The sequence below is a fragment of the Erythrobacter sp. W302b genome (assembly GCF_046452395.1).
Lineage (GTDB): Bacteria > Pseudomonadota > Alphaproteobacteria > Sphingomonadales > Sphingomonadaceae > Erythrobacter.
The window spans coordinates 1,019,902-1,039,463 of record NZ_JBKFDH010000001.1; the positions used below are offsets into that span (position 1 = coordinate 1,019,902).

General features: G+C 67.2%; 21 protein-coding genes. 16 read left to right on the plus strand and 5 right to left on the minus strand.

The window, feature by feature from the left end:
- Positions 1-6 precede the first annotated feature (6 nt).
- From ACLBKT_RS04980 to ACLBKT_RS05010, 7 genes are all read left to right on the plus strand, one after another.
- Positions 7-351: an Mpo1-like protein gene (locus ACLBKT_RS04980; protein WP_410181849.1), complete on the plus strand. Its 345-nt coding sequence runs from the start codon at positions 7-9 to the stop codon at positions 349-351.
- A gap of 6 nt (positions 352-357) precedes the next feature.
- A complete protein-coding gene (locus ACLBKT_RS04985) occupies positions 358-1,458 on the plus strand; it encodes a saccharopine dehydrogenase family protein (RefSeq protein WP_410181850.1) in 1,101 nt (366 codons plus the stop codon).
- Positions 1,455-1,901 (plus strand): thiol-disulfide oxidoreductase DCC family protein, encoded by a 447-nt coding sequence (locus ACLBKT_RS04990; protein ID WP_410181851.1) that lies wholly within the window; start codon positions 1,455-1,457, stop codon positions 1,899-1,901. Before ACLBKT_RS04985 ends, ACLBKT_RS04990 begins: the two co-directional genes overlap by 4 nt.
- Before the next feature lie 47 nt (positions 1,902-1,948).
- The gene (locus ACLBKT_RS04995) at positions 1,949-2,932 is read left to right on the plus strand and encodes a C13 family peptidase (protein WP_410181852.1); all 984 of its coding nucleotides are present in this window, start codon (positions 1,949-1,951) and stop codon (positions 2,930-2,932) included.
- A 92-nt stretch (positions 2,933-3,024) separates the two neighbouring features.
- Positions 3,025-3,483 (plus strand): YiiD C-terminal domain-containing protein, encoded by a 459-nt coding sequence (locus tag ACLBKT_RS05000; protein WP_410181853.1) that lies wholly within the window; start codon positions 3,025-3,027, stop codon positions 3,481-3,483.
- On the plus strand, positions 3,483-4,067 hold the full coding sequence (locus ACLBKT_RS05005; RefSeq protein ID WP_410181854.1) for a TetR/AcrR family transcriptional regulator: 585 nt from the start codon (positions 3,483-3,485) through the stop codon (positions 4,065-4,067). The genes ACLBKT_RS05000 and ACLBKT_RS05005 overlap by 1 nt, the downstream gene beginning before the upstream one ends.
- Positions 4,064-4,453, plus strand: coding sequence for a PaaI family thioesterase (locus ACLBKT_RS05010; RefSeq protein ID WP_410181855.1), 390 nt, complete (start codon positions 4,064-4,066; stop codon positions 4,451-4,453). Before ACLBKT_RS05005 ends, ACLBKT_RS05010 begins: the two co-directional genes overlap by 4 nt.
- Here ACLBKT_RS05010 and ACLBKT_RS05015 read toward each other — a convergent pair.
- Entirely contained in the window at positions 4,450-6,048 is a 1,599-nt protein-coding gene (locus ACLBKT_RS05015) for an esterase-like activity of phytase family protein (protein ID WP_410181856.1), read from the minus strand. The two genes, ACLBKT_RS05010 and ACLBKT_RS05015, sit on opposite strands and share 4 nt — an antisense overlap.
- A 125-nt stretch (positions 6,049-6,173) precedes the next feature.
- Between ACLBKT_RS05015 and ACLBKT_RS05020 the strand changes: the two genes are divergently transcribed.
- Positions 6,174-6,563: a BlaI/MecI/CopY family transcriptional regulator gene (locus ACLBKT_RS05020; RefSeq protein ID WP_410181857.1), complete on the plus strand. Its 390-nt coding sequence runs from the start codon at positions 6,174-6,176 to the stop codon at positions 6,561-6,563.
- Complete coding sequence (locus tag ACLBKT_RS05025) at positions 6,560-8,254, plus strand: M56 family metallopeptidase (RefSeq protein ID WP_410181858.1); 1,695 nt, start codon at positions 6,560-6,562, stop codon at positions 8,252-8,254. The genes ACLBKT_RS05020 and ACLBKT_RS05025 overlap by 4 nt, the downstream gene beginning before the upstream one ends.
- A 19-nt stretch (positions 8,255-8,273) precedes the next feature.
- On the opposite strand, the gene ACLBKT_RS05030 is transcribed toward ACLBKT_RS05025, so the two are convergent.
- Complete coding sequence (locus ACLBKT_RS05030; RefSeq protein WP_410181859.1) at positions 8,274-8,780, minus strand: hypothetical protein; 507 nt, start codon at positions 8,778-8,780, stop codon at positions 8,274-8,276.
- A gap of 1 nt (position 8,781) precedes the next feature.
- Complete coding sequence (locus tag ACLBKT_RS05035) at positions 8,782-9,654, minus strand: neutral zinc metallopeptidase (protein ID WP_410181860.1); 873 nt, start codon at positions 9,652-9,654, stop codon at positions 8,782-8,784.
- A 106-nt stretch (positions 9,655-9,760) separates the two neighbouring features.
- Here ACLBKT_RS05035 and ACLBKT_RS05040 point away from each other — a divergent pair, with 106 nt between their 5' ends.
- The 5 genes from ACLBKT_RS05040 (at position 9,761) to ACLBKT_RS05060 (ending at position 15,435) form a co-directional block, all read left to right on the plus strand.
- The gene (locus ACLBKT_RS05040) at positions 9,761-10,513 is read left to right on the plus strand and encodes a 3-hydroxybutyrate dehydrogenase (RefSeq protein WP_410181861.1); all 753 of its coding nucleotides are present in this window, start codon (positions 9,761-9,763) and stop codon (positions 10,511-10,513) included.
- Positions 10,510-12,018 (plus strand): M20/M25/M40 family metallo-hydrolase, encoded by a 1,509-nt coding sequence (locus ACLBKT_RS05045; protein ID WP_410181862.1) that lies wholly within the window; start codon positions 10,510-10,512, stop codon positions 12,016-12,018. The genes ACLBKT_RS05040 and ACLBKT_RS05045 overlap by 4 nt, the downstream gene beginning before the upstream one ends.
- Positions 12,019-12,115: 97 nt before the next feature.
- Positions 12,116-13,570, plus strand: coding sequence for an IMP dehydrogenase (gene guaB / locus ACLBKT_RS05050; protein ID WP_410181863.1), 1,455 nt, complete (start codon positions 12,116-12,118; stop codon positions 13,568-13,570).
- A gap of 123 nt (positions 13,571-13,693) precedes the next feature.
- Positions 13,694-14,872 carry an RsmB/NOP family class I SAM-dependent RNA methyltransferase gene (locus tag ACLBKT_RS05055; RefSeq protein WP_410181864.1) on the plus strand — a complete coding sequence of 393 codons (1,179 nt, stop codon included), beginning with the start codon at positions 13,694-13,696 and terminating at the stop codon, positions 14,870-14,872.
- Positions 14,873-14,934: 62 nt separating this feature from the next.
- Complete coding sequence (locus ACLBKT_RS05060; RefSeq protein WP_410181865.1) at positions 14,935-15,435, plus strand: tetratricopeptide repeat protein; 501 nt, start codon at positions 14,935-14,937, stop codon at positions 15,433-15,435.
- Positions 15,436-15,439: 4 nt separating this feature from the next.
- Here ACLBKT_RS05060 and ACLBKT_RS05065 read toward each other — a convergent pair whose 3' ends face one another.
- Together ACLBKT_RS05065 and ACLBKT_RS05070 are read right to left on the minus strand one after the other, a co-directional pair.
- On the minus strand, positions 15,440-15,919 hold the full coding sequence (locus ACLBKT_RS05065; RefSeq protein WP_410181866.1) for an RNA pyrophosphohydrolase: 480 nt from the start codon (positions 15,917-15,919) through the stop codon (positions 15,440-15,442).
- Positions 15,916-16,866 carry an alpha/beta hydrolase gene (locus ACLBKT_RS05070; RefSeq protein WP_410181867.1) on the minus strand — a complete coding sequence of 317 codons (951 nt, stop codon included), beginning with the start codon at positions 16,864-16,866 and terminating at the stop codon, positions 15,916-15,918. The genes ACLBKT_RS05065 and ACLBKT_RS05070 overlap by 4 nt, the downstream gene beginning before the upstream one ends.
- A 96-nt stretch (positions 16,867-16,962) precedes the next feature.
- Here ACLBKT_RS05070 and ACLBKT_RS05075 point away from each other — a divergent pair, with 96 nt between their 5' ends.
- Both ACLBKT_RS05075 and ACLBKT_RS05080 read left to right on the plus strand, forming a co-directional pair.
- Entirely contained in the window at positions 16,963-17,952 is a 990-nt protein-coding gene (locus ACLBKT_RS05075; RefSeq protein ID WP_410181868.1) for a metal-dependent hydrolase, read from the plus strand.
- A 175-nt stretch (positions 17,953-18,127) separates the two neighbouring features.
- Positions 18,128-19,519, plus strand: a complete 1,392-nt coding sequence (locus tag ACLBKT_RS05080) for a cryptochrome/photolyase family protein (RefSeq protein WP_410181869.1) — start codon at positions 18,128-18,130, stop codon at positions 19,517-19,519.
- Positions 19,520-19,562: the final 43 nt, after the last annotated feature.

The following is a 19,562-nucleotide window of genomic DNA, read 5'->3' on the forward strand; positions in this document are numbered from 1 at the left end:
GCACGGATGACCTTCGACGAGTTCTGGCTCGCCTATCTGGGGCAACACAGAAAGGCGGGCACGCGCTTGTGCCACTATATCGGCACCAGCGTGGGACTCGTCGGCGGGATCGGGCTGGCGGTCTGGGGTGCCTACTTCGCCGCGGTGGTGGTGGGCGTGAGCGGCTACGCGCTCGCCCTTGCGGGCCATTTTCTGATAGAAGGCAACAAGCCCTACGCGACAAAGCCGCTGTGGGGGTTTTACGCCGACCTCCTGATGCTGAAGAAGTCGCTGACCGGCGAATTGCAGGCCGAACTGCTACGGCTGGAACCGGTGAATGCGCCTGTCGTGCAAGCGGATGTCCGGCCCTAGAACGGCATGACATTGCGCGTCGCGATCATCGGTGGCTTCGGCAATTTCGGTGCGCATGTGGCGCGCAGCCTTGCTGGCGATCCGGCCATTCAACTGATCATCGCGGGCCGCTCGGTGGCGAAGGCTGAGGCGTTCGCTGGCGCGCTGAATGCCGCCCATCCGGCCGAGGCGGGGGCCTATGACCTCACCGGACCGCCCGAGGCTTTGGCAGCGCTGCGACCGCACCTCGTCATCAACATGGTCGGGCCGTACAACGGCCAATCCTATGCCGTGGCCGAGGCGGCGATCGCCAGCGGGGCGCATTATTGCGATATTGCCGATGCGCGCGATTTCGTCACCGGGATCGGTGTGCTGGACGATGCGGCCAAGCGCGCAGGCGTTGCGGTGCTGGCGGGCGCGAGTTCGGTTCCGGCGCTGACGGCGGCCTACTGCGATGAAGCCGCGCGCGCGATGCGCACCATCCACACAGTCGAATACGGCATCAGCGGTGCGGAGCAATCCAATGCGGGCGCAGGCACGGTCGCGGCGGTGCTCAGCTTCGTCGGCCAGCGCTTCACCACCTTGCGGGGCGGGCGGATGACCCCGGTCACCGGCTGGAGCGACCTGCGCCGGGTCACCCTCCCCGGCGTTGGTCCGCGCTGGTTTGGCCGCGCCAATGCGCCCGACCTTGACCTGTTCGTCGCGCGCTTTCCCGGCCTTCAGGAACACAGCTTCTGGGCAGGGCACGCGATTGCGCCGCTGCATTTCGGTACGGCGCTGATGGGCTGGCTGGCGCGCCTCGGGCTGCTGCCCCGGCTCGACCGCTTTGCCCCGCAACTGGTGCGTGTCGCCAGCCTGTTCGACGGACTGGGCACCGGCACCAGCGGCTTCTTCATGACCATCATCGGCGAGGGGGCGGATGGCAGGACGCTCACCCGTCGCCACTGGATCATCGCCCGGTCGGGCCACGGCCCGTTCATTCCCTGCATCCCGGTCATCTTGATCGCGCGGCACATGGCTGCCGGACGCCGCTACGCGCCCGGCGCGCGGCCCTGCCTCGGCATCATCAGCCTTGCCGAATACCGCGCCGAATTCGCCCACTTCGACATCGAGGCCACCGACGCATGACGCCCGCGCCCTACAGCTACCGCGAGAATCCCGCCGTCCCCGCCTTCGACGATTCGCGCCCGGTGTTCATTTTCGATCACGTCTGCGTGCTGTGTTCGGGCGGGGTGAGCTTCATCATGAAGCATGACCACAAGGGCACGATTGCCTTTACGCCTGCCCAGGGTGAGCTGGGATCGGCGCTCGCCCGGCATTTCGGGCTCGACTGGAACCAGAGCTACATCTTCCTTCGCAACGGCCGCGCTTTCATCAAGAGCGATGGCTATTTCGAAGTCGCCCGTGCGCTGGGCGGGTGGTGGCGGCTGGGGCTGGTGTTCCAGATCATCCCGCGCGGTCTGCGCGACTGGGCCTATGACCTGATCGCGCGCAACCGCTATCGCTGGTTCGGCAAGACCGCTGAAGCCTGTGCGCTGCTGACTCCGGAGCAACGCGCGCGGCTGTTGTGAATGCGGCCGCTTGACCAGCCCGCCGCGGACGGGCAGCTTGCTCCCCGATGAACAGGGGCAGGATCATCGCAGGGGTGCTGGCGGCGTTGCTCGCCGGTCCCGCGCTGTCCCAGTCAGCCTCGGCCGATCCCAACCAGCCGCCGCCGCACACCTTGCCCTATCCCGATCTCGGCAGCGGCAAGGATCGGGCCGAGCGGCGGACGTCCTATGACCTCAGCCCCGAACTCCATCGCGGAATCTCTGCCGCCGCGATCCGCGCGCAGCAGCGCCGGTTGGACGCGGCTCTGGCGGCACTTCCTGCCCAGCGGCCGGGGGTGCCGGATGCCTATGTCGTCACCATCGCGCTTGACAGCGACCCGGTGTTTGCACGGGAAGCGCGGGAGGCCGCGCGGGTGCTCGGCGCACGCTATGGGGCCGGGGGACGCACGCTGACGCTCGCCGGGCCGGACGGGACGCGGGACGATGCCCCGCACGGCTCGATCACCGCGCTGCTGCTGACGCTGGCGCATCTTGGCACGGTGATGGACGGGGCCGAGGATGTGCTGGTGCTCTACACCACCAGCCACGGGATGGATCTGGGGCTGGCCTATCATTACGGCGACAGCGGCTACGGTGTGCTGTCCCCGGTCAAGCTCAAGTCCGCGCTGGAGGAGGCGGGGATCACGCGGCGGGTGCTGATCCTGTCGGCGTGCTATTCGGGCGTGTTCGTCCCGGTGCTCGCCAGCCCGGATACCGCGATCCTGACAGCGGCGGCGAGCACGCGCAGTTCGTTCGGCTGCGTGGCCGAGAATGACTGGACCTTCTTCGGCGACGCGCTGATCAACCGCGCGCTGCGCCAGCCCGTCGCTCTGGAGGAAGCGGCCAGAATGGCGACCCGCTCGGTCGCCGAATGGGAAGCCAAGGCGCGCTTCCTCGCTTCCTTGCCGCAGGTCAGCATCGGGGCGGGGGCCAAGGCGTGGCTGCCCGCCATCGAGGCAACAATGCCGCCTGTCGCCAGCGCCCCGGTGGGGCGGCCCGCTTTCGCCGAATAGCCCTGAGTCTTGAGCGCTTCCGAGCAGGCTTGACCTTGTGCTGCGCTGATGTATCCAATGGATACATTGCCAATCACAAGCAGGATTCACTCATGACCCCGTTTGATGCGCTCAAGGCCCAGCTGTCTGCCGTCGTCCCCTTCGCCGCCTATGTCGGTGTGGAGATTACCGACATCGGCGAAGGCACCGCGACAACCGTGCTCACCCAGTCGCAGAACACCAGCAACCACATCGCCACCATGCATGCCGGGGCGCTGTTCACGCTGGCCGAGGCGGCTTCGGGCGCCGCGATGGCGGGGATGTTCCTTGATCGGCTCGCGGGCCTGCGCCCGGTGGCGGCGAGTTCGAAAATCGATTACGCCAAGCCCGCGCGCGGGGTGATCACCGCCCATGCCGAGGTCGACGGGGCCAAGCCCGCGCTGCTCGCCGCGCTCGATAGCGAGGGCAAGGTGCGCTTTCCGATCTCCGTCCGCATGGAGGATGCCACTGGCCGCGAGGTCGCGCGCATGACCGTGGACTGGCACGTCACAGCACTGGCGCGCGCGGCCTGATGGCGCCGCGCGGGGCCTATCACCACGGCGATCTGGCCGCTGCGGCGGTGGACGAAGCCCTGCGCCTGATCGACGCCGACGCCAGCGCCAGCTTCTCGCTGCGGGCGCTGGCGGAACGGCTTGGTGTCGCGCACCGCGCGCTGTACAACCACTTTGCCGATCGGGAGGCGCTGCTGGCAGGTGTGGCCACGCGCGGTTTCGATCTGCTGGCAGATGCGCTGCTGCGCGCGCCTGACGCCCCCCGGTTCCTCGCCGCCTATGTCCGCTTCGCGCTTGCACGGCCGGGGCTTTACGACGTGATGATGGGGCGGCGGCATATGGCGATCAACGGCGATCCGGGCTTGCGGGCAGCGGTTGACCGGGTGATCGGCGCGGCGGTGTCCGCGCTCGCCACCCCCGGCGCGGATGATGAGACCCGGCGGCGCGAGGTCATGCGCGTCTGGATGCTCGCCCATGGCGGGATCGGTCTCCACCGCGCCCGGATGCTCCGCCTGCGCAGCGACGCCGAATTTGCCGAGGAGATCCTGCGTATCGCCGGGTTTTCTGTCCCCGACACCGATCTTGCCGAGGAGCCGAACCGATGACCATGAACCCTGCCGATGCCATGCCGTTCTCCAGGCTGATGGGCGTCCGCATCACCGCCGCCTCGGCCGAGGCGGTCGAGGGCGAGATCGTCGTGCGCGAGGATTTGTGCACCGCGGGCGGGATCATGCACGGCGGGGCGATCATGGCCTTTGCCGATGCTCTGGGCGCGGTGGGCGCGGTGGCGAGCCTGCCGGAGGGGGCGGGCGGGACCACCACGATCGAGAGCAAGACCAACTTCCTGGGCGCCGCACCGGTTGGCAGCACTGTCAAGGGCCGCAGCCTGTCACTCAAATCCGGGCGGCGGATGTCGGTGTGGCAGACGATGATCGAAACGGCGGAGGGCAAGCCGGTCGCGGTAGTGATCCAGACCCAGCTTGTGCTTTAGGGCGCTGCCCGCCGCGCCGAAATGATGCGAACGGGATCGGCCAGCATCTGTCCCTTCATCACCCCTTGCCCCGCCTCCGCATCGCGCGGAGCGACCTGAGTGGCAGCGACCACCTCCATCCCCGCCGTGACATAGCCGAACACGGCAAAACCGTCCCGCCAGGCGGGATCGCTCGCCTTCGGATCGGCGTCGAAGGCGGTCTGATCTTCGACCATGATGAAGAAATCACCATCGGCCGTGCCTGCGCCAGCGCTTGCCATCGCCAGCGCGCCGTGGACATGGCTGAGGCCGGTCCTGATGGTCGGTTCGTGGATGATCGGCGGCAGGATACGCTGGGGATCGCCCCGCGTGCCGCCTTGCAGGATGCCGGAAGGCTCGCGCTCGCCCGGCAGATCCATCGCGCGGTAGAAGGTCGCACCGTCGAAGCGCCCTTCCTCGACATAGCGCAGGAAGTTCCCCGCCGTCACCGGGGCGCGTTCGGTTTCGAGCGCGATGGTGATGGGGCCGAGGGTGGTCTCCAGCACCACGCTGACACTTGCCGCCTCGGGGAAGGGGCGAGTCGCGGGCCGGGCGGTCGGGCTGCCGGCGAAGTCCGCCGGGGTCAGGGCCGGTGCGCCGCCGGGCGAGGGCTTGACCTCGAACTTCATCAGCAGGGTGCGCTGGCAGCCGGGCTTGGGCTCGGGATCGCAATTGCGGAAATTGTCGTCCGAGGCGAGGTAGAGGAAGGTCTTGCCCGGCGTCTCGCGTACGGCCAGCCCTTCGAAATTGTCGAGCTTCAGCGGCGGGGTGAGCACGGCCAAAGTCCGGGTGGTGCCATCGGCGGCAAGCTCCACGACTGCGGCGCGGTTGCCTCCATTGGCGTTGTAGCTGCGGAACAAGACGTAGCAGGTGCCACTGGCCTTGCAGGCCGCATCGGTCGGCACGCCGCCGAGGTCCGCGATCCCGGCGGGTGCAGCGAGGTGGAATGGGGTGGCACCCGCCGCGGTGATGCGCAGGCAATTGGGGCGCGCCGGGTCGGCCCATTCCCCGCAGGCGAGCAGCCCGTCGGGCCACGCGGCGAGCGTTTCGATCCCGGCATTGGCCTCGGCTCCGGCGATCAACGGCGCAGCGCGGGTCTCCTCGCCCGTGGCGGGCGCGGTGATGTCGGCATAGCGCCAGATGCGGTGGTCCTGTTCGAAGGCGACCAGCCATTCGCCAGAGGGCAGGCGCGCGATCGCCTCGGTATCCCCGCGCGCCTTCGACCCGAGCGCCTTGCCCTTGGCATCCCGCAGCGAACCAATGCGGAGCGCCGTCGCATCGACCAGCCGCACGCCGAGATCCTCGGGCGTCAGAATGATCCAGCGCCCGTCATCGGTGACGGCGTAAAGCTCTCCGTCATGCCACGCGAGGCTGGAGATGCCGCCGATGTTCGCCGCATCGGGCGCGATGGAAATTCCGCCGCGGAAGATCAGTTCGCCCACCTCGGTCGCGCCGCCCTGGTCGGACAATTCGGCGGAGCTGGTGATCGGCAGGATCGGCTCGTCGCCCCGCACCGGCAGGGCAAAGGCCAGGGCGGCGAGAGCCAGCAGCGGGGTGAGGGCGCGCATCCATGTCATTCGTCCGGGTGTATCGCCGCTTCAACGAAGCGCAAGCCGGTCGGGCACCTGTTCAGCCACGTGAAAGATTTACAGATGTAGTCGATATGACTACAGGTGTAATCACAAATCGAGGGAGACCCCCTGTGACCCCGTCCGACGAAGCTCTTGGCGAACGCATCACCGAAGCCGAACATGCGGTGATGGAAGTCCTGTGGGACCGCCCGCGGCAGACCGCTGCCGATGTGTGCGAGGAGGTTTGCACCGCGCGCGGCTGGAGCCTCGCCACGGTGAAGACGCTGCTCTCGCGCCTGGTCCAGAAGGGCGCGGTGGCGGCGGAACCGGACGGCCGCCGCTATCTCTACACCCCGACCATCGCCCGCGAGGCCTATGTCGGGGGCGAGTCGCGGCGGCTGGTCGACCGCCTGTTCGGCGGGAGTGCTGCCTCGCTGGTGGCGCATCTGGCCGAAACCGAAGCCCTGACCGAGGATGACCTCGCCGAGATCGAGGCACTGCTGAAGGAGCTGCGGCCATGAGCGGGATGTTGCTGCACACGCTGGCATGGACCGGCGTATTGATCGCGCTGGTGCTGCTGCTGCGCCGCCCGGTCACCAGACATTTCGGCCCTGAGGCGGCTTACGCGCTGTGGGCTGTCCCGGCGGCGCGGTTGATCCTGCCGCCGCTGACGCTGCCCGCTTGGATGGCACCCGAAGCGTCCGCCCCCGCGTCGGCGACGCCTGCAGACCTGCTCACGCAGGCCCCGCCGCCCGCCGATCCGATGATCTGGGAAGCGGCGGTTCGAGCGCCTGCCGGGGCCGTGCCTGCGCCGCTGACCGTGCCGATCGAGGCTGCGCCGCAACCGGCCGGGTTCGATCTGCTTGCGACGCTGGCCGACCTGCCGATCCTCGAAGGCTTGCTGCTGATGTGGCTCGCCGGTGCCGGAGTGACCCTGTGGCGGCGCTTTGCCGCTTACTTCGAACTGCGCGACATCTTGCTGGCCGAGGGGCGCGAGGTCGGCCGGGCGCATGGCCTGCTTGGCAAGGTGCGGCTGATCGAGACCCCCGCCACCACCGCGCCGCTGGCGATGGGCGTGTTCGACCCCGTGATCGCGCTGCCGCCCGGCTTCATGGCGCTGCATGACCGTCCGGCGCGTGATCTCGCACTGGCGCATGAATTGGCGCACCACCGCGGTGGGGACTTGCTGGTCAACGTCCTGATCCAGCCCCTCTTCGCGCTGCACTGGTTCAATCCGCTCGGCCGCTATGGCTGGCTGGCGCTGCGCCGCGATCAGGAGGCCGCCTGCGACGCGCGGGTCATGGCCCGCCGCTCGGCCCAGGAACGCGCTGCCTATGCCGCGCTCATCGCCCGCTTTGCCGCCTTGCCCGGCGCCACCCACAATGCCGCGCTGACTGCGCCGATGGCCTGTCCGGTGCTCGGCGAGAAATCGATCATCCACCGCTTGAGGAGTCTTGCCATGTCCGACCTGTCCCCCCGCCGCCGTCTGGCCGGCCGTGCGCTCCTTGGCGCCGGGCTGCTGGCTTTGCCGCTGACCGCTTCGATCAGCTATGCCGCGACCGAGGCCGTGCTCGAAGCCTCCGAAGCGCCGGAAGCCCCGGAACCGCCCGCACCGCCTGCGCCGCCCGAAGCCCCTGAGCCGCCGACCCCGCCCGAGGCGCCCGAACCGCCGACCATTGTCATGATGGGCAGCGACACTGCCAGCGATACCGAAGTGACCGAGCATGTCTGGCGCGATGAGGACGGCAAGGAACGGCGCATGAAGATGGTGTTCCGCGGCGGGCCTGACGGTGAGAAAATCGCCCGCGAACTCGAAGCCACCGAGGGCTTCGACAAGGCCAGCCGCGACGCGATGTTCGCCGCGCTGGAAGAAGGCCTCGCGGAAGCTGACCGGGTGCGCGCCCAACTGCCGCAGATCATCGCTCAGGCGATGGCCTCGGCCGAGGCCGCCAACGCCGCCGCCGGTCAGCAGCGCGTCATCGTCAAGCGCGAATGCCTGCCGGGCAATGACGAAGTGAGCGAGACCACCAACAAGGATGGCGTGCAGATCATCTCAATCTGTCAGAAGCGCATCTTCGCTTCGGCCCGCAAGGGTCTCGAGGAAGCCCGCGCGGAAATCGCCCGCGACAAGGACATCCCCGAAGACACCCGCAAACAGCTGCTCCGCTCGCTTGACCGGCACATCAACCAGTGGACCGAAAAGGAAGGCTGAGCCCGACGGGCGGCGGCGGTTACTCGCCCGCCGCCTTGGTCCGGGCCGGATAGGCGCAGCCCTTGCCCTGACCCAGTCCTTTCAGGAACGCGCGTCGCGCCATCCCCGCCGTAAAGGCAGCACGCAGGGCGCGGTCATTGCTGGCCGCGCCCGTCACTTCGCGCAGGATGCCGCGGAACGGGATCACCGATCCGACAATGCTCTGGCCGATCCGGCCTTCGCTCAGACGGTCCTTTCCGTCATCTTCGGCAATGTCGTAATCCGCGCCCAGCTCCATATCGAGCGCGGCGATTTCGGTGACGAGGTCATTGCAGCGCCCTCTGCCCGGCACCGCATAGGGATCGCGCACGGCCGCTTGCAGGATTTCGGGAATGTCGCGCGCGTCGATGTTGAGATCGCGCAAGGGGGTCTTGGCGACCTCCTTCGCGTCAGGCTCGGGCATGGCCTGCGCGTGGGCTGTGCCAGCGGCCAAGCCAGCGAGACAGGTGAGGGCAGCCAGCGCAGCAAGGGGGAGAGGGCGCTTCATGTCAGGTTCCTTCAAAGAAAACGTTGCAGGCGGAATCAGTCGTGCTGTCGAGCCCCAGCCTGAGCGCAGTCATGCGCTGGCGGCTGGTGCCGTGGGTGAAGTTCTCGGGATTGATGCTCTGTCCGGCATTGCGCATTAACGTATCATCGCCAATCGCGCTCGCGGCTTGCAAACCTTCCTCCAGATCGCCTGGTTCGATCAGATCGCGGTTCTTGCCCGCCCACATTCCGGCATAGCAATCGGCCTGCAATTCCATGGCGACTTGCAGGCGGTTCGCTTGCGAAGGGTTGCGCTGCTGTTCGCGCCGCACCTGACTGGCGAGGCCGGTGATGTTCTGGAGATGGTGGCCATATTCGTGCGCAATGACATAGAGCCGCGCGAAATCGCCGCCGGTGCCCGACATCTGGGCCAGCTGGTCATAGAAGCCGGTGTCGATATAGATGCCCTTGTCCGCCGGGCAGTAGAACGGCCCCACGGCCGACGTCGCACTGCCGCAGCCTTCGGTAGTCACCTGACCGCGGAACAGATCAAGGCCCGGCTGTTCGAACGGGATGCCTGACCGCGCAAAGGTCGCCTCCCAGGTGTCATTGAGGTTGGTGAGCGCGTTGCAGGCCTCGGTCGCATAGGCGCTTGCGGTGCAGACCACCTGTTCGTCCGTCTCGCGCCCGCCGCCGGTGCCGACAGATGCGCCCTGCTGCTGGACGCTTTCAACCATGCCGATGGTCTGCATCGGGTCCAGCCCGAACACCACCGCGCCGATCAAGGCGATCACCAGCGTCCCGCAACCCACGCCGCCCGCGCGGCCCATGCCGCCCCCGCCACCGTCGCTGGAGCGGACATTGATTTTTGATGTGTCAAATGGGCCTAATCGCATGGGAAATCCTTCTGCTTCGGCGCTCGCTTCAGCAATTTGCTGGACAGCCGCCAACCGCACGGCAAAAGCGAACACCAATAGGCCGAACGTGCAGGAGATGCGGCGAATGCTCAAGAACCGGCGTGCTCTCGTCACCGGATCCACCTCGGGGATCGGTCTCGCGATAGCGCGCGCGCTGGCGGCCGAGGGTGCCGAGGTGATTCTCAACGGGCTGGGCGATCCGGCTGAAATCGCCACGCTTTGCGAGGAATTGGGCGCGAGCTACAACGGCGCGAACCTGATGTACCCGCAAGCGATTGCGGCGATGATGGCGGCGATCGGGCCGGTGGATATCCTCGTCAACAATGCCGGGATGCAGCATGTGTCCCCGGTCGAGGATTTTCCGCCCGAAAAGTGGGATGCGATCATCGCATTGAACCTGACAGCGGCGTTCCACACCACGCGGCTTGCGGTGCCGGGGATGAAGGCCAAGGGCTGGGGGCGGATCATCAACACCGCGAGCGCCCATTCGCTCGCCGCCTCGCCGTTCAAAAGCGCCTATGTCGCGGCCAAGCATGGGCTCGCAGGCTTTACCAAGACCATCGCGCTGGAACTGGCGACCTGCGGCGTCACCGCCAATTGCATCTCGCCGGGCTATGTCTGGACGCCGTTGGTGGAGAACCAGATCCCCGACACCATGGCCGCGCGCGGCATGACACGCGAGCAGGTGATGAACGACGTGCTGCTCGCCAAACAGCCGACCAAGAGCTTTGTCTTGCCTGCCGATGTCGCCGCCCTGGCGGTGTTCCTGTGCGGCGATGCCGCGCGCAATATCACCGGCGCGAATTACACCATCGACGGGGGCTGGACCGCCGAATGAGCTTTGCGCGCGCCCGGCTGATGGTCATCTTGCTGGCGAGCCTGTGGCTTGCCGCCTGTGCTCCCACGCCGATCAAGGCCGTGCCGGACGCGGCGCAGAGCGACATCGCCGAGCGCCTGCAAGCGGATATCGACATACTCGCCAGCGACCAGTTTGGCGGGCGCAAGCCCGGGACACCCGGCGGCAAGGCCACGTATGAATATATCGAGCGGCGGATGGGCGAAGTCGGGCTGGTGTCGGGCACCAATGATCCCGGCTCCTACTGGCGCCTGCCGGTCGATCTGGTCGAAACTGTGCCGCAGACCGGGCAGCTGACATTGGGGGTCGGGCGCAGGGCCACGACGTTCACTGAAGCCGAAGCAGCAGTCTACACTCCGCGTCGCCGTGCGCTGGCAGCGGGCGGGCCGGGGACGGGGGTGCCGGTGGTGTTCGTGGGCTATGGCGATGGCTCGGTGCTGGGGGATGCGCTGGCCGGAGCCGCTGCCCTGATGCTCGCCGATCCGGGCCGCGATACCGCGCGGCGCGAGGCGCTGTTCCGCCAGCGCGCAACCGCGGTGGTGACGGTCGTCCCCGACGCCGAAGCGCTCGCCGAGGTGCGCCGCAGGGAAGAACGCGGCCGGGTGGAACTCGCCAGCGAGCAGATGGACAGGCTCTCGGCCTATATCACCGATGCCGCGATTGGCCGGGCCGTGGGGCAAAAGCGCTGGGAGCTGTGGAAACGCGAAGCGAAGAAGGCGGACTTCGCCCCGCTCGAACTCAATCTGGCGGTAACGATCGAGGCAACGTCGGATCGCCGCGAGTTTACCAGTCAGAACATCATCGGGATGATCCCCGGCACCAGCCCCGGATCGGGTGCGGTGCTGCTGCTGGGGCATTGGGACCATCTGGGCGAATGTGGCCCGCCCGAAGCGGTCGACCGGATCTGCAATGGCGCGGCCGACAATGCCAGTGGGATCGCGATGATGCTGGAACTGGCGCGGCGGCTGAAGGCCGGTCCGCCGCTGGGCCGCGATATTTATGTCCTTGCCACCAGCGCGGAGGAAGCCGGATTGCTGGGCGCGCGCGCTTTCGTGAAGACGCCGCCGCTGCCGCTGTCCAGCATTGTCGCGGCGTTCAATTTCGACATGATGGCGGTCGCGCCGGAAGGCAGCCCGGTGGGCATCATCGGTCGCGGACACACCCCGGCGCTCGATGCGGCGATCCTCGACATGTTGGCGCGCAAGGGGCGTGTGATCGGTGACCAGAGCCTCGCCGACAGCTTCCTCCAGCGCCAGGACGGCTGGATACTGCATCAGGCGGGTGTGCCCAGCGTGCTGATGTCGAGCACCTATGGCAGCCGCGCGATCCTCGATCCTTTTCTCGTCAGCCGCTACCACCAGCCAAACGATGATGCGGCACAGATCGAACTGGGCGGGGCGATCGAAGACCTGCTGCTGCACGAGGCGCTGATCCGCCAGCTGGCCGACCCGGAACGCTATCCGCCAACCGCCACCCCGCAGCCCTAGCGCAATCGGGCAAGTGCGGTTACATGGGCCGCCACGATTCTCCGGCGCGCCAAAGGTGCGAGGCGAACCCCCTCTCGGTCATCAGAAAGTGGCACTCATGGATATCCCGCTCGGTCTTACCTTCGACGACGTGCTGCTCCGCCCCGCGGAAAGCAGCGTGTTGCCGAGCATGGCCGATACCTCGACCCGGCTGACGCGCGAGATCGCGCTCAACATCCCGGTGCTGTCGTCAGCGATGGATACCGTAACCGAAGCCGATATGGCGATTGCCATGGCGCAGCTTGGCGGCATCGGCGTGCTGCACCGCAATCTCGACATCGAGGCGCAATGCGCCGCGGTGCGCGCGGTCAAGCGTTACGAGAGCGGGATGGTGGTCAATCCGATCACTATTGGTCCCGACGCAACGCTGGGTGAGGCGCAGACCCTGATGCAGCTTCATCGGATCAGCGGCATCCCGGTCGTGGACGCGGGCGGCAAGCTGGTCGGCATTCTCACCAACCGCGACGTTCGCTTTGCCGAGAACCCGCTTCAGCCGGTGCGCGAGCTGATGACGACCGAAAACCTCGCCACCGTGCCGCTCGGCACCGGGCAGGACGAAGCGCGCCGCCTGCTCCACGCGCGCCGGATCGAAAAGCTGCTGGTGGTCGATGATGCCTTCCGCTGCATCGGCCTCATCACGGTCAAGGATATCGAAAAAGCGGTGAACTATCCGCACGCGACCAAGGACGGCACCGGTCGCCTGCGTGTCGCGGCGGCGACCACCGTGGGCGATGCCGGGTTTGCCCGCACCGAGGTGCTGGTCGATGCCGAGGTCGACGTGATCGTGATCGACACCGCTCACGGCCACAATATCGAAGTCGCCCGCGCGGTCGAGCGGGTGAAGAAGCTCTCGAACGCGGTGCAGGTGATCGCGGGCAATGTCGCCACTGCCGAGGCCACGCGGGCGCTGGTCGATGCCGGGGCCGATGCGGTCAAGGTCGGGATCGGGCCGGGCTCGATCTGCACCACCCGCGTCGTTGCGGGCGTCGGCGTGCCGCAGCTGACCGCGATCATGGAAAGCGCGGCCGAAGCCGCCAAGTCGGGCGTGCCGGTGATCGCCGATGGCGGCCTGCGCACCTCGGGCGATGCGGCCAAGGCGCTGGCGGCGGGCGCTTCGAGCGTGATGGTCGGCTCGATGCTGGCGGGCACCACCGAAAGCCCCGGCGAAGTGTTCCTCTATCAAGGCCGCTCCTACAAGGCCTATCGCGGCATGGGCTCGGTCGGCGCAATGGCGCGCGGCTCAGCCGACCGCTATTTCCAGCAGGACGTCTCCGCGATGAAGCTGGTGCCAGAAGGGATCGAAGGGCAGGTGCCGTTCAAGGGCCCCGCCGCCGATGTCGTGCACCAGCTGGTCGGCGGCATCAAGGCCGCCATGGGCTATACCGGTTCCGTCACGATTGCCGACTTGCAGGCCCGCGCAAAGTTCGTGCGCATCACCAATGCTGGCCTTTCGGAAAGTCATGTCCACGATGTCGCCATCACCCGTGAGGCTCCCAATTACCCGACACGGTGAGGTGGCATTTCGTCCCCTTCCTCGTCATCCCCGCGCAGGCGGGGATCCAGCTGACGTCTCGAACCATCCGAAAGCAAAGCTGGATTCCCGCCTGTGCGGGAATGACAATATGAGGATCAAAGCGTGACCCCCGCCGCTAGAGTTCAGGCCGCGATCGAGCTGCTCGACCAGATCATCCCCGCCGCGCGCTCCAAGGGTGCGCCGGCCGACCGGATCATCGCCGACTATTTCCGCACGCGGCGCTATGCCGGGTCCAAGGACCGGCGTGCGGTGCGCGATCTGGTCTATCGTGCCATCCGCCTGTGCGGCCCGGTGCCGGATAGCGGCCGGGCGGCGATGCTGGCGGTCGCTGGGCAGGACGCGGCGGTGGCCGCTCTGTTCGATGGGTCGCCCCACGGCCCCGCGCCGCTCGCCGAGGGTGAGGAAGCGGCCAAGACCGCGCTGGCACCCAAGTGGCTCGCGGCGGCCTTGCGCGCTTCCGGGCTGGGCGGGGTCGAGATCGCCGCGCTGCTGGGCCGCGCCCCGCTCGACCTGCGGGTCAACGCGTTGAAGGCCGACCGCGACAGTCTGACTCTGCCCGAAGCGGGGGAGATGCTCCCGGTGCCGAACGGCCTGCGCTTCGCCTCGGGCACTCCGGTTGAACAATGGGAGGCCTATACCAACGGCCTGATCGAAGTGCAGGACCTGGGCAGCCAGCTCATCGTCATGGCGCTGCCGGTCAGCCCCGGTGACATTATCGTTGACCTCTGCGCGGGCGCGGGTGGCAAAACGCTCGCGCTGGCCGCGCGGCTCGGCAACGCTGCGTGCTTTGTCGCAGCCGACACCGACAAGCGCCGGCTCGGCAATCTCGGCCCTCGCGCCGAGCGGGCCGGCGCGGTGATCGACCACACCGTGCTGCTCGATCCGGGCCGTGAGATGCGGGCGCTGGCGCCGTGGGCGGGGAGGGCCGATCACGTGCTGGTCGATGCCCCCTGCTCGGGCAGCGGCACCTGGCGGCGGAGTCCCGAGGGGCGCTGGCGACTCGATCCGCCGGAGTTGGCGCGGCTCAACGCCTTGCAGGACCATGTGCTGAAGCTGGCGGCGCAGCTGGTGCGGCCCGGCGGTTCGATCAGCTTCGTCACCTGCTCGGTGCTCGATGCCGAGGGGCCGGACCGTATTGCCGCCTTTCTGGCGCAGCATCCCGGCTGGACCGCAGAGCCGCTCACCCTCCCGCTCGGCCGTCCGCGCGGGGGCGGAGTGAGGCTCGATCCGCATCATGACGGCACGGATGGTTTTTTCATCGCCTGCTTGCGTTCACCATGATAGCTTCGCATGATATGACCCAGCCTTCCGGTTCCCGGTCTCATGCACTGAAGGAGCTTCTGATGCGTTTCGCGCCTGCTGCCGCCGCGCTGTCCCTGTGTCTGGCCATGACAGCGAGCATCACCATTGCAGGAGACGTCCGCGCGCCGGACCCGCGTGCTGCGGCCTTGATCGCTCAGGGACAGGCCGCCTTGGCGGCGGGCGAGACACAAGCGGCGGTCGATGCGTTCGAAGCCGCACTGGCGGTCGATCCGGGCTACACGCCGATCTTCATCGATCTCGCCGAAGCCGCGCGTCAGCAGGGTCTGCAAGGCAAGGCGATTCGCTATTATCGCGACGCGCTGGAGCGGGACCCGGGCAATTTCGCCGCGATCTCGGGCGAAGGCGCCGCGCTGGTGGAAAAGGGCGCGCTTGAAAAGGCCAAGCGCAACCTCGCCAAGCTGCAAACCATGTGCGGCGATGACTGCCCGGAAACCGTGGCCTTGCAGAGCAGCATCGCGCGTGGGCCTTCGCCGCGCCTCGCGATCGAGAGCAGCACGGACACGGCACCCGCGTCCAACTGAGCGATCAGATCAGGTCGCGGAACTCCGCCACCAGCGTTTCATAGACCTCGCGCTTGAACGGCACGATCAGCTCGGGCAACTGGTCGGGCGCGACCCATTTCCACGCGTTGAATTCGGGCGGATCATGGGCTTCCAGATCGATATCGGCATCCGTGCCGAGGAAGCGGCCGAGGAACCAGTACTGCTCCTGCCCGCGATACTTGCCCTTCCATACCTTGCCCAGCAGTTCGGGCGGCAGGTCATAGAGCAGCGGGCGAGATGCCGGCGCAATCACTTCGACGAGATGGGCCGCAACGCCGATTTCCTCGTGCAATTCGCGCAAGGCGGCTGCCTGAATATCCTCGCCCTTGTCGATCCCGCCCTGCGGCATCTGCCAGAAGCCGTGCGCGCTGGGGTCGATCCGCTGGCCGACGAAAACGAGGCCCTCGGCATTGACCAGCATGAAGCCCGCGCAGGGGCGGTAGGGCAGATGCGCGTGGCTCACGCCGGGTTCTCCAGCATGAACTGCATCGCGGCGATAATGCGTTCGAGGTCCTTCTGCGTGCTCGGCACCATCTGGCGCAGGTTGGTGAAGCTGTGAGTCACGCCGCGCATTTCGAGGAACACGCAGTCGCGCCCCGCATCGACCAGCGCCTTGGCATAGGCGCGGCCCGAATCGCGGATCGGGTCGAGGCTGGCGGTGACGACGATAGTGGGCGGGGCGGTCGCGTGGTCGCCAAGGATCGGGAAGCCGCACGGGTCGGCGCGGTCGGCTGCATAGGCGGCATCGAAGAACGCCATGGTGTCGGCGGTGAGGAGGAAGCCATCCGCAAACGCCGCCATGCTGGCCGACCCGTTCGCATCCGCGACAAGCGGGAAGATCGGCACTTGCAGCACCACCGGCACAGCGGCGGGGTTGGCGCCGAGCAATTGCCCGACAACGACCGTGGCATTGCCGCCCGCCGAATCGCCGATGGTGATGATGCCGGAGGCTTCGCGGCCCAGTTCAGCGGGGCTGCTCGCGACCCAGCGCGTTGCCGCCTCGCAATCGAGGATCGCGGCGGGGAAGGGCGCTTCGGGCGCGCGTGCGTAATCCACCGCCACCAGCGGCAGGTCGATCAGCGCCGCGATCTCGCTGCACAGTGCATGGTGCGTCGCGAGATCGCCGATCACGAACCCGCCACCGTGGTAGAAAGTGATCACCGGCGTTGGGCCGTCGCGGGTCTCGCGCGCGTCATAGAGGCGCAGCGCAATATCGCCGTTCGGGCCGGGACACACGAGGTCGCGGATCACCGGCAGCGCGCGGGCAGGGCGATCGGCGATGCCATGCATCGCAACATAGGACTGCCGCGCCGCATCCAGCGTCATGTCGGCAAGCTTCGGCCCGTTGACCTGCGCCATCATGTCGAGGAAGGCCTTCATGTCGGGGCGGATAAAGGGCGCGTCGGTCATCGTGGTTCTCTCCCGGAGTCTTTCGCGGTGCGATAGGCGAGGGTGAGGCGGATTTCCACTCGCTTGAATAGGAGCGGCGCGCTAGCCTGAAAGGCGATGGACAATCTGACACATAGCCTGGTCGGCGCGGTGCTGGGGCAGGCGGGGCTGAAGCGCACCACCGGCCTCGCCATGCCCGCGCTGATCATCGGCGCGAACCTGCCCGATGTGGACGCGGCGTGCTTCTTCTGGCTTGAGGGCACCGAGCATCTCGCCTTCCGCCGTGGCATCACCCACGGCCCGCCCGCGCTGGTGCTGCTGCCCTTGGTGCTGGCGGGGCTGCTGTGGGCCTTCGACCGCTGGCAGACGCAGCGCGGCACCCGGCCCGAGAGGCGGCTGCCGGTGCGCTTCGGGTGGCTCTACGCGATGGCCTTCATCGGCTGCCTCAGCCACCCCTTCTTCGACTGGCTCAACGTCTACGGCATCCGGCTGCTGGAGCCCTTCTCCTCGCAATGGTTCTACGGCGACACGCTGTTCATCATCGACCCGTGGTTGTGGGGGCTGCTGATTGGAGCCGTGTGGTGGTCGCGGCGGCGGGAGAAGGCGGGAGCTGATTGGGCGCGCGCGGGGCAAGTCGGGATTGCGGCGGTGCTGGCCTATGTCGGGGTGAATGGCTTCATCTCCTGGGCCGACGTCTACCGTTTCCGCTCCAACGACATGGGTGAAAGGATCGCGGTTATTGCCAGTCCCGTTCCGCTGGCCTTCTGGGAGCGGGAGACACTTGTCGGCGGCGATGGCGCGTGGCTGGTAGCGCGCGGTCAGTCGCAATCTGGCGAGACGGTTGTGCAAGGCGGGGATGGCAGCGCCGCAGCCACAGCGCCGTTCTTCGTGCCCATGACCGACCAGATTTGCCAGCTTCCCGATCTCACCGCAGCGCGCCGCACCAATTCCCAGCTCGACGCCTTCCTGTTCTGGTCGCGCGCGCCTTTTGCAGTGCGGGCGGCGGACGGCTCGGTGATGCTCTACGATGCGCGCTTCTACGATCCGCGCGCGCGGGACCGGTTCTCTGTCGCGCTGCCCGATGTGAAGTGCGAGCCTTTGCCATAGCTCGTCATGCTGAACTCGTTTCAGCATCCATCGTGTCTCACCGAACGGACGGCGCGAGAGCAGGAATGGATCCTGAAACGAGTTCAGGATGACGGGTTTGGGAAATCCGGCATCACCAGCTGAAACAAGTTCAGCATGACGGCGTTGGGAGTGTTTGGATCTATCAGAGTCACAAATGCCCCAAACCCAAATCCTATGGCTGCGGCGCGATCTGCGCCTTGCCGATAATCCCGCGCTCTATCACGCGGCCAAGGCTGGTCCCGTCATCGCAGTCTATGTCCTCGACGACGAGAGCCCCAAGCATCACGCCTATGGCGGGGCCTCGCGCTGGTGGTTGCATCATTCGCTGGAGAGCCTCGCGAGAAGCCTCGAGGCCAAGGGCTCGAAGCTGATCCTGCGGCGCGGGGAGGCTGTGGCTGAACTCACCAAGCTTGCAGCGGAAGTGGGCGCGACCAGGATCCACGCCAATTGCCATTACGAACCGTGGTGGCTGAATGCCGAACACAAGCTGGCCAAGAGCCTCGACCTGCAATTGCACCACGGCAACTACCTGATGCCGCCCGGAAGCATCACCACCGGTACGGGCGGGCAGTACAAGATCTACACCCCGTTCAGCCGCGCCGTCCGCGCCGAATTCCCGCCGCGTGATGAAGTGCCTGCGCCGGAAAGGATCGGCGCGCCGGATAGCTGGCCCGCCTCCGACGACCTCGCCGCGTGGAACCTCCTCCCCACCAAGCCCGACTGGGCGGGCGGGATGCGCGATTTCTGGGAGGTGGGCGAAGAGGCCGCTCACAAGCGTCTCGCCGCGTGGGAGGCCGATGTCGACGACTATGACGACAAGCGCAATCTGCCGAGCGTCGACAAGGTCTCGCGTCTTTCCCCGCATTTGCACTTCGGGGAAATCTCCCCGGTGCAGATCTGGCACCGCTTCAAGCACAAGCGTTCGGACGGCTGGCGCACCTTTGAGGGCGAGCTGATCTGGCGCGACTATTCGCAGAACGCGATCCTGCAATTCCCCGCCTATGCCACGCAGAACTACCGCGAGGATTTCGACCGCTTCCCATGGCGCGATCCCGCGACCGACGAAGCCGCCGCCCGCGATCTCAAGGCTTGGCAGCAGGGCCGCACCGGCTACCCCATCGTCGATGCCGGGATGCGCCAGCTGTGGCAGACCGGGTGGATGCACAACCGCGTGCGGATGATCACCGCGAGCTTCCTCATCAAGCACCTCCTGATCGACTGGCGCGAGGGCGAGACGTGGTTCTGGGATACGCTGTGCGATGCCGACTACGCCTCCAACGCGACCAACTGGCAGTGGACCGCGGGGACGGGGGTCGACAGCAATATGTTCAGCCGGATCATGGCGCCGCTCAGCCAGTCGGAGAAGTTCGACGCGGCGCGCTATATCCGCACCTATGTGCCGGAATTGAAGGGGATAGACGAACCCTATGTCCACGATCCCGAGGAATTCGGCAGGCGTCCCGCAGGCTATCCGCGCAAGATCGTGCCGCACCGGCAGGCGCGTGAACGGGCGTTGGCGGCGCTCAAGATGCTGAAAAGCGGATAAAACAGGGTTGTGCGCAAAGGTTGCATCGGCCTATGTCCGCGTG

Excerpts from the sequence above, each read along its gene's own strand:
- ACLBKT_RS05035 (WP_410181860.1), bottom strand. The coding sequence starts at position 9,654 with ATGCGATTAGGCCCATTTGACACATCAAAAATCAATGTCCGCTCCAGC.
- ACLBKT_RS05010 (WP_410181855.1), top strand. The coding sequence starts at position 4,064 with ATGACCATGAACCCTGCCGATGCCATGCCGTTCTCCAGGCTGATGGGC.
- ACLBKT_RS05040 (WP_410181861.1), top strand. The coding sequence starts at position 9,761 with ATGCTCAAGAACCGGCGTGCTCTCGTCACCGGATCCACCTCGGGGATC.
- ACLBKT_RS05080 (WP_410181869.1), top strand. The coding sequence starts at position 18,128 with ATGCCCCAAACCCAAATCCTATGGCTGCGGCGCGATCTGCGCCTTGCC.
- ACLBKT_RS05000 (WP_410181853.1), top strand. The coding sequence starts at position 3,025 with ATGACCCCGTTTGATGCGCTCAAGGCCCAGCTGTCTGCCGTCGTCCCC.
- ACLBKT_RS05005 (WP_410181854.1), top strand. The coding sequence starts at position 3,483 with ATGGCGCCGCGCGGGGCCTATCACCACGGCGATCTGGCCGCTGCGGCG.
- ACLBKT_RS04980 (WP_410181849.1), top strand. The coding sequence starts at position 7 with ATGACCTTCGACGAGTTCTGGCTCGCCTATCTGGGGCAACACAGAAAG.
- ACLBKT_RS05025 (WP_410181858.1), top strand. The coding sequence starts at position 6,560 with ATGAGCGGGATGTTGCTGCACACGCTGGCATGGACCGGCGTATTGATC.
- ACLBKT_RS04985 (WP_410181850.1), top strand. The coding sequence starts at position 358 with ATGACATTGCGCGTCGCGATCATCGGTGGCTTCGGCAATTTCGGTGCG.
- ACLBKT_RS04995 (WP_410181852.1), top strand. The coding sequence starts at position 1,949 with ATGAACAGGGGCAGGATCATCGCAGGGGTGCTGGCGGCGTTGCTCGCC.
- guaB (WP_410181863.1), top strand. The coding sequence starts at position 12,116 with ATGGATATCCCGCTCGGTCTTACCTTCGACGACGTGCTGCTCCGCCCC.
- ACLBKT_RS05045 (WP_410181862.1), top strand. The coding sequence starts at position 10,510 with ATGAGCTTTGCGCGCGCCCGGCTGATGGTCATCTTGCTGGCGAGCCTG.
- ACLBKT_RS04990 (WP_410181851.1), top strand. The coding sequence starts at position 1,455 with ATGACGCCCGCGCCCTACAGCTACCGCGAGAATCCCGCCGTCCCCGCC.
- ACLBKT_RS05015 (WP_410181856.1), bottom strand. The coding sequence starts at position 6,048 with ATGACATGGATGCGCGCCCTCACCCCGCTGCTGGCTCTCGCCGCCCTG.
- ACLBKT_RS05030 (WP_410181859.1), bottom strand. The coding sequence starts at position 8,780 with ATGAAGCGCCCTCTCCCCCTTGCTGCGCTGGCTGCCCTCACCTGTCTC.
- ACLBKT_RS05075 (WP_410181868.1), top strand. The coding sequence starts at position 16,963 with ATGGACAATCTGACACATAGCCTGGTCGGCGCGGTGCTGGGGCAGGCG.
- ACLBKT_RS05060 (WP_410181865.1), top strand. The coding sequence starts at position 14,935 with ATGCGTTTCGCGCCTGCTGCCGCCGCGCTGTCCCTGTGTCTGGCCATG.
- ACLBKT_RS05070 (WP_410181867.1), bottom strand. The coding sequence starts at position 16,866 with ATGACCGACGCGCCCTTTATCCGCCCCGACATGAAGGCCTTCCTCGAC.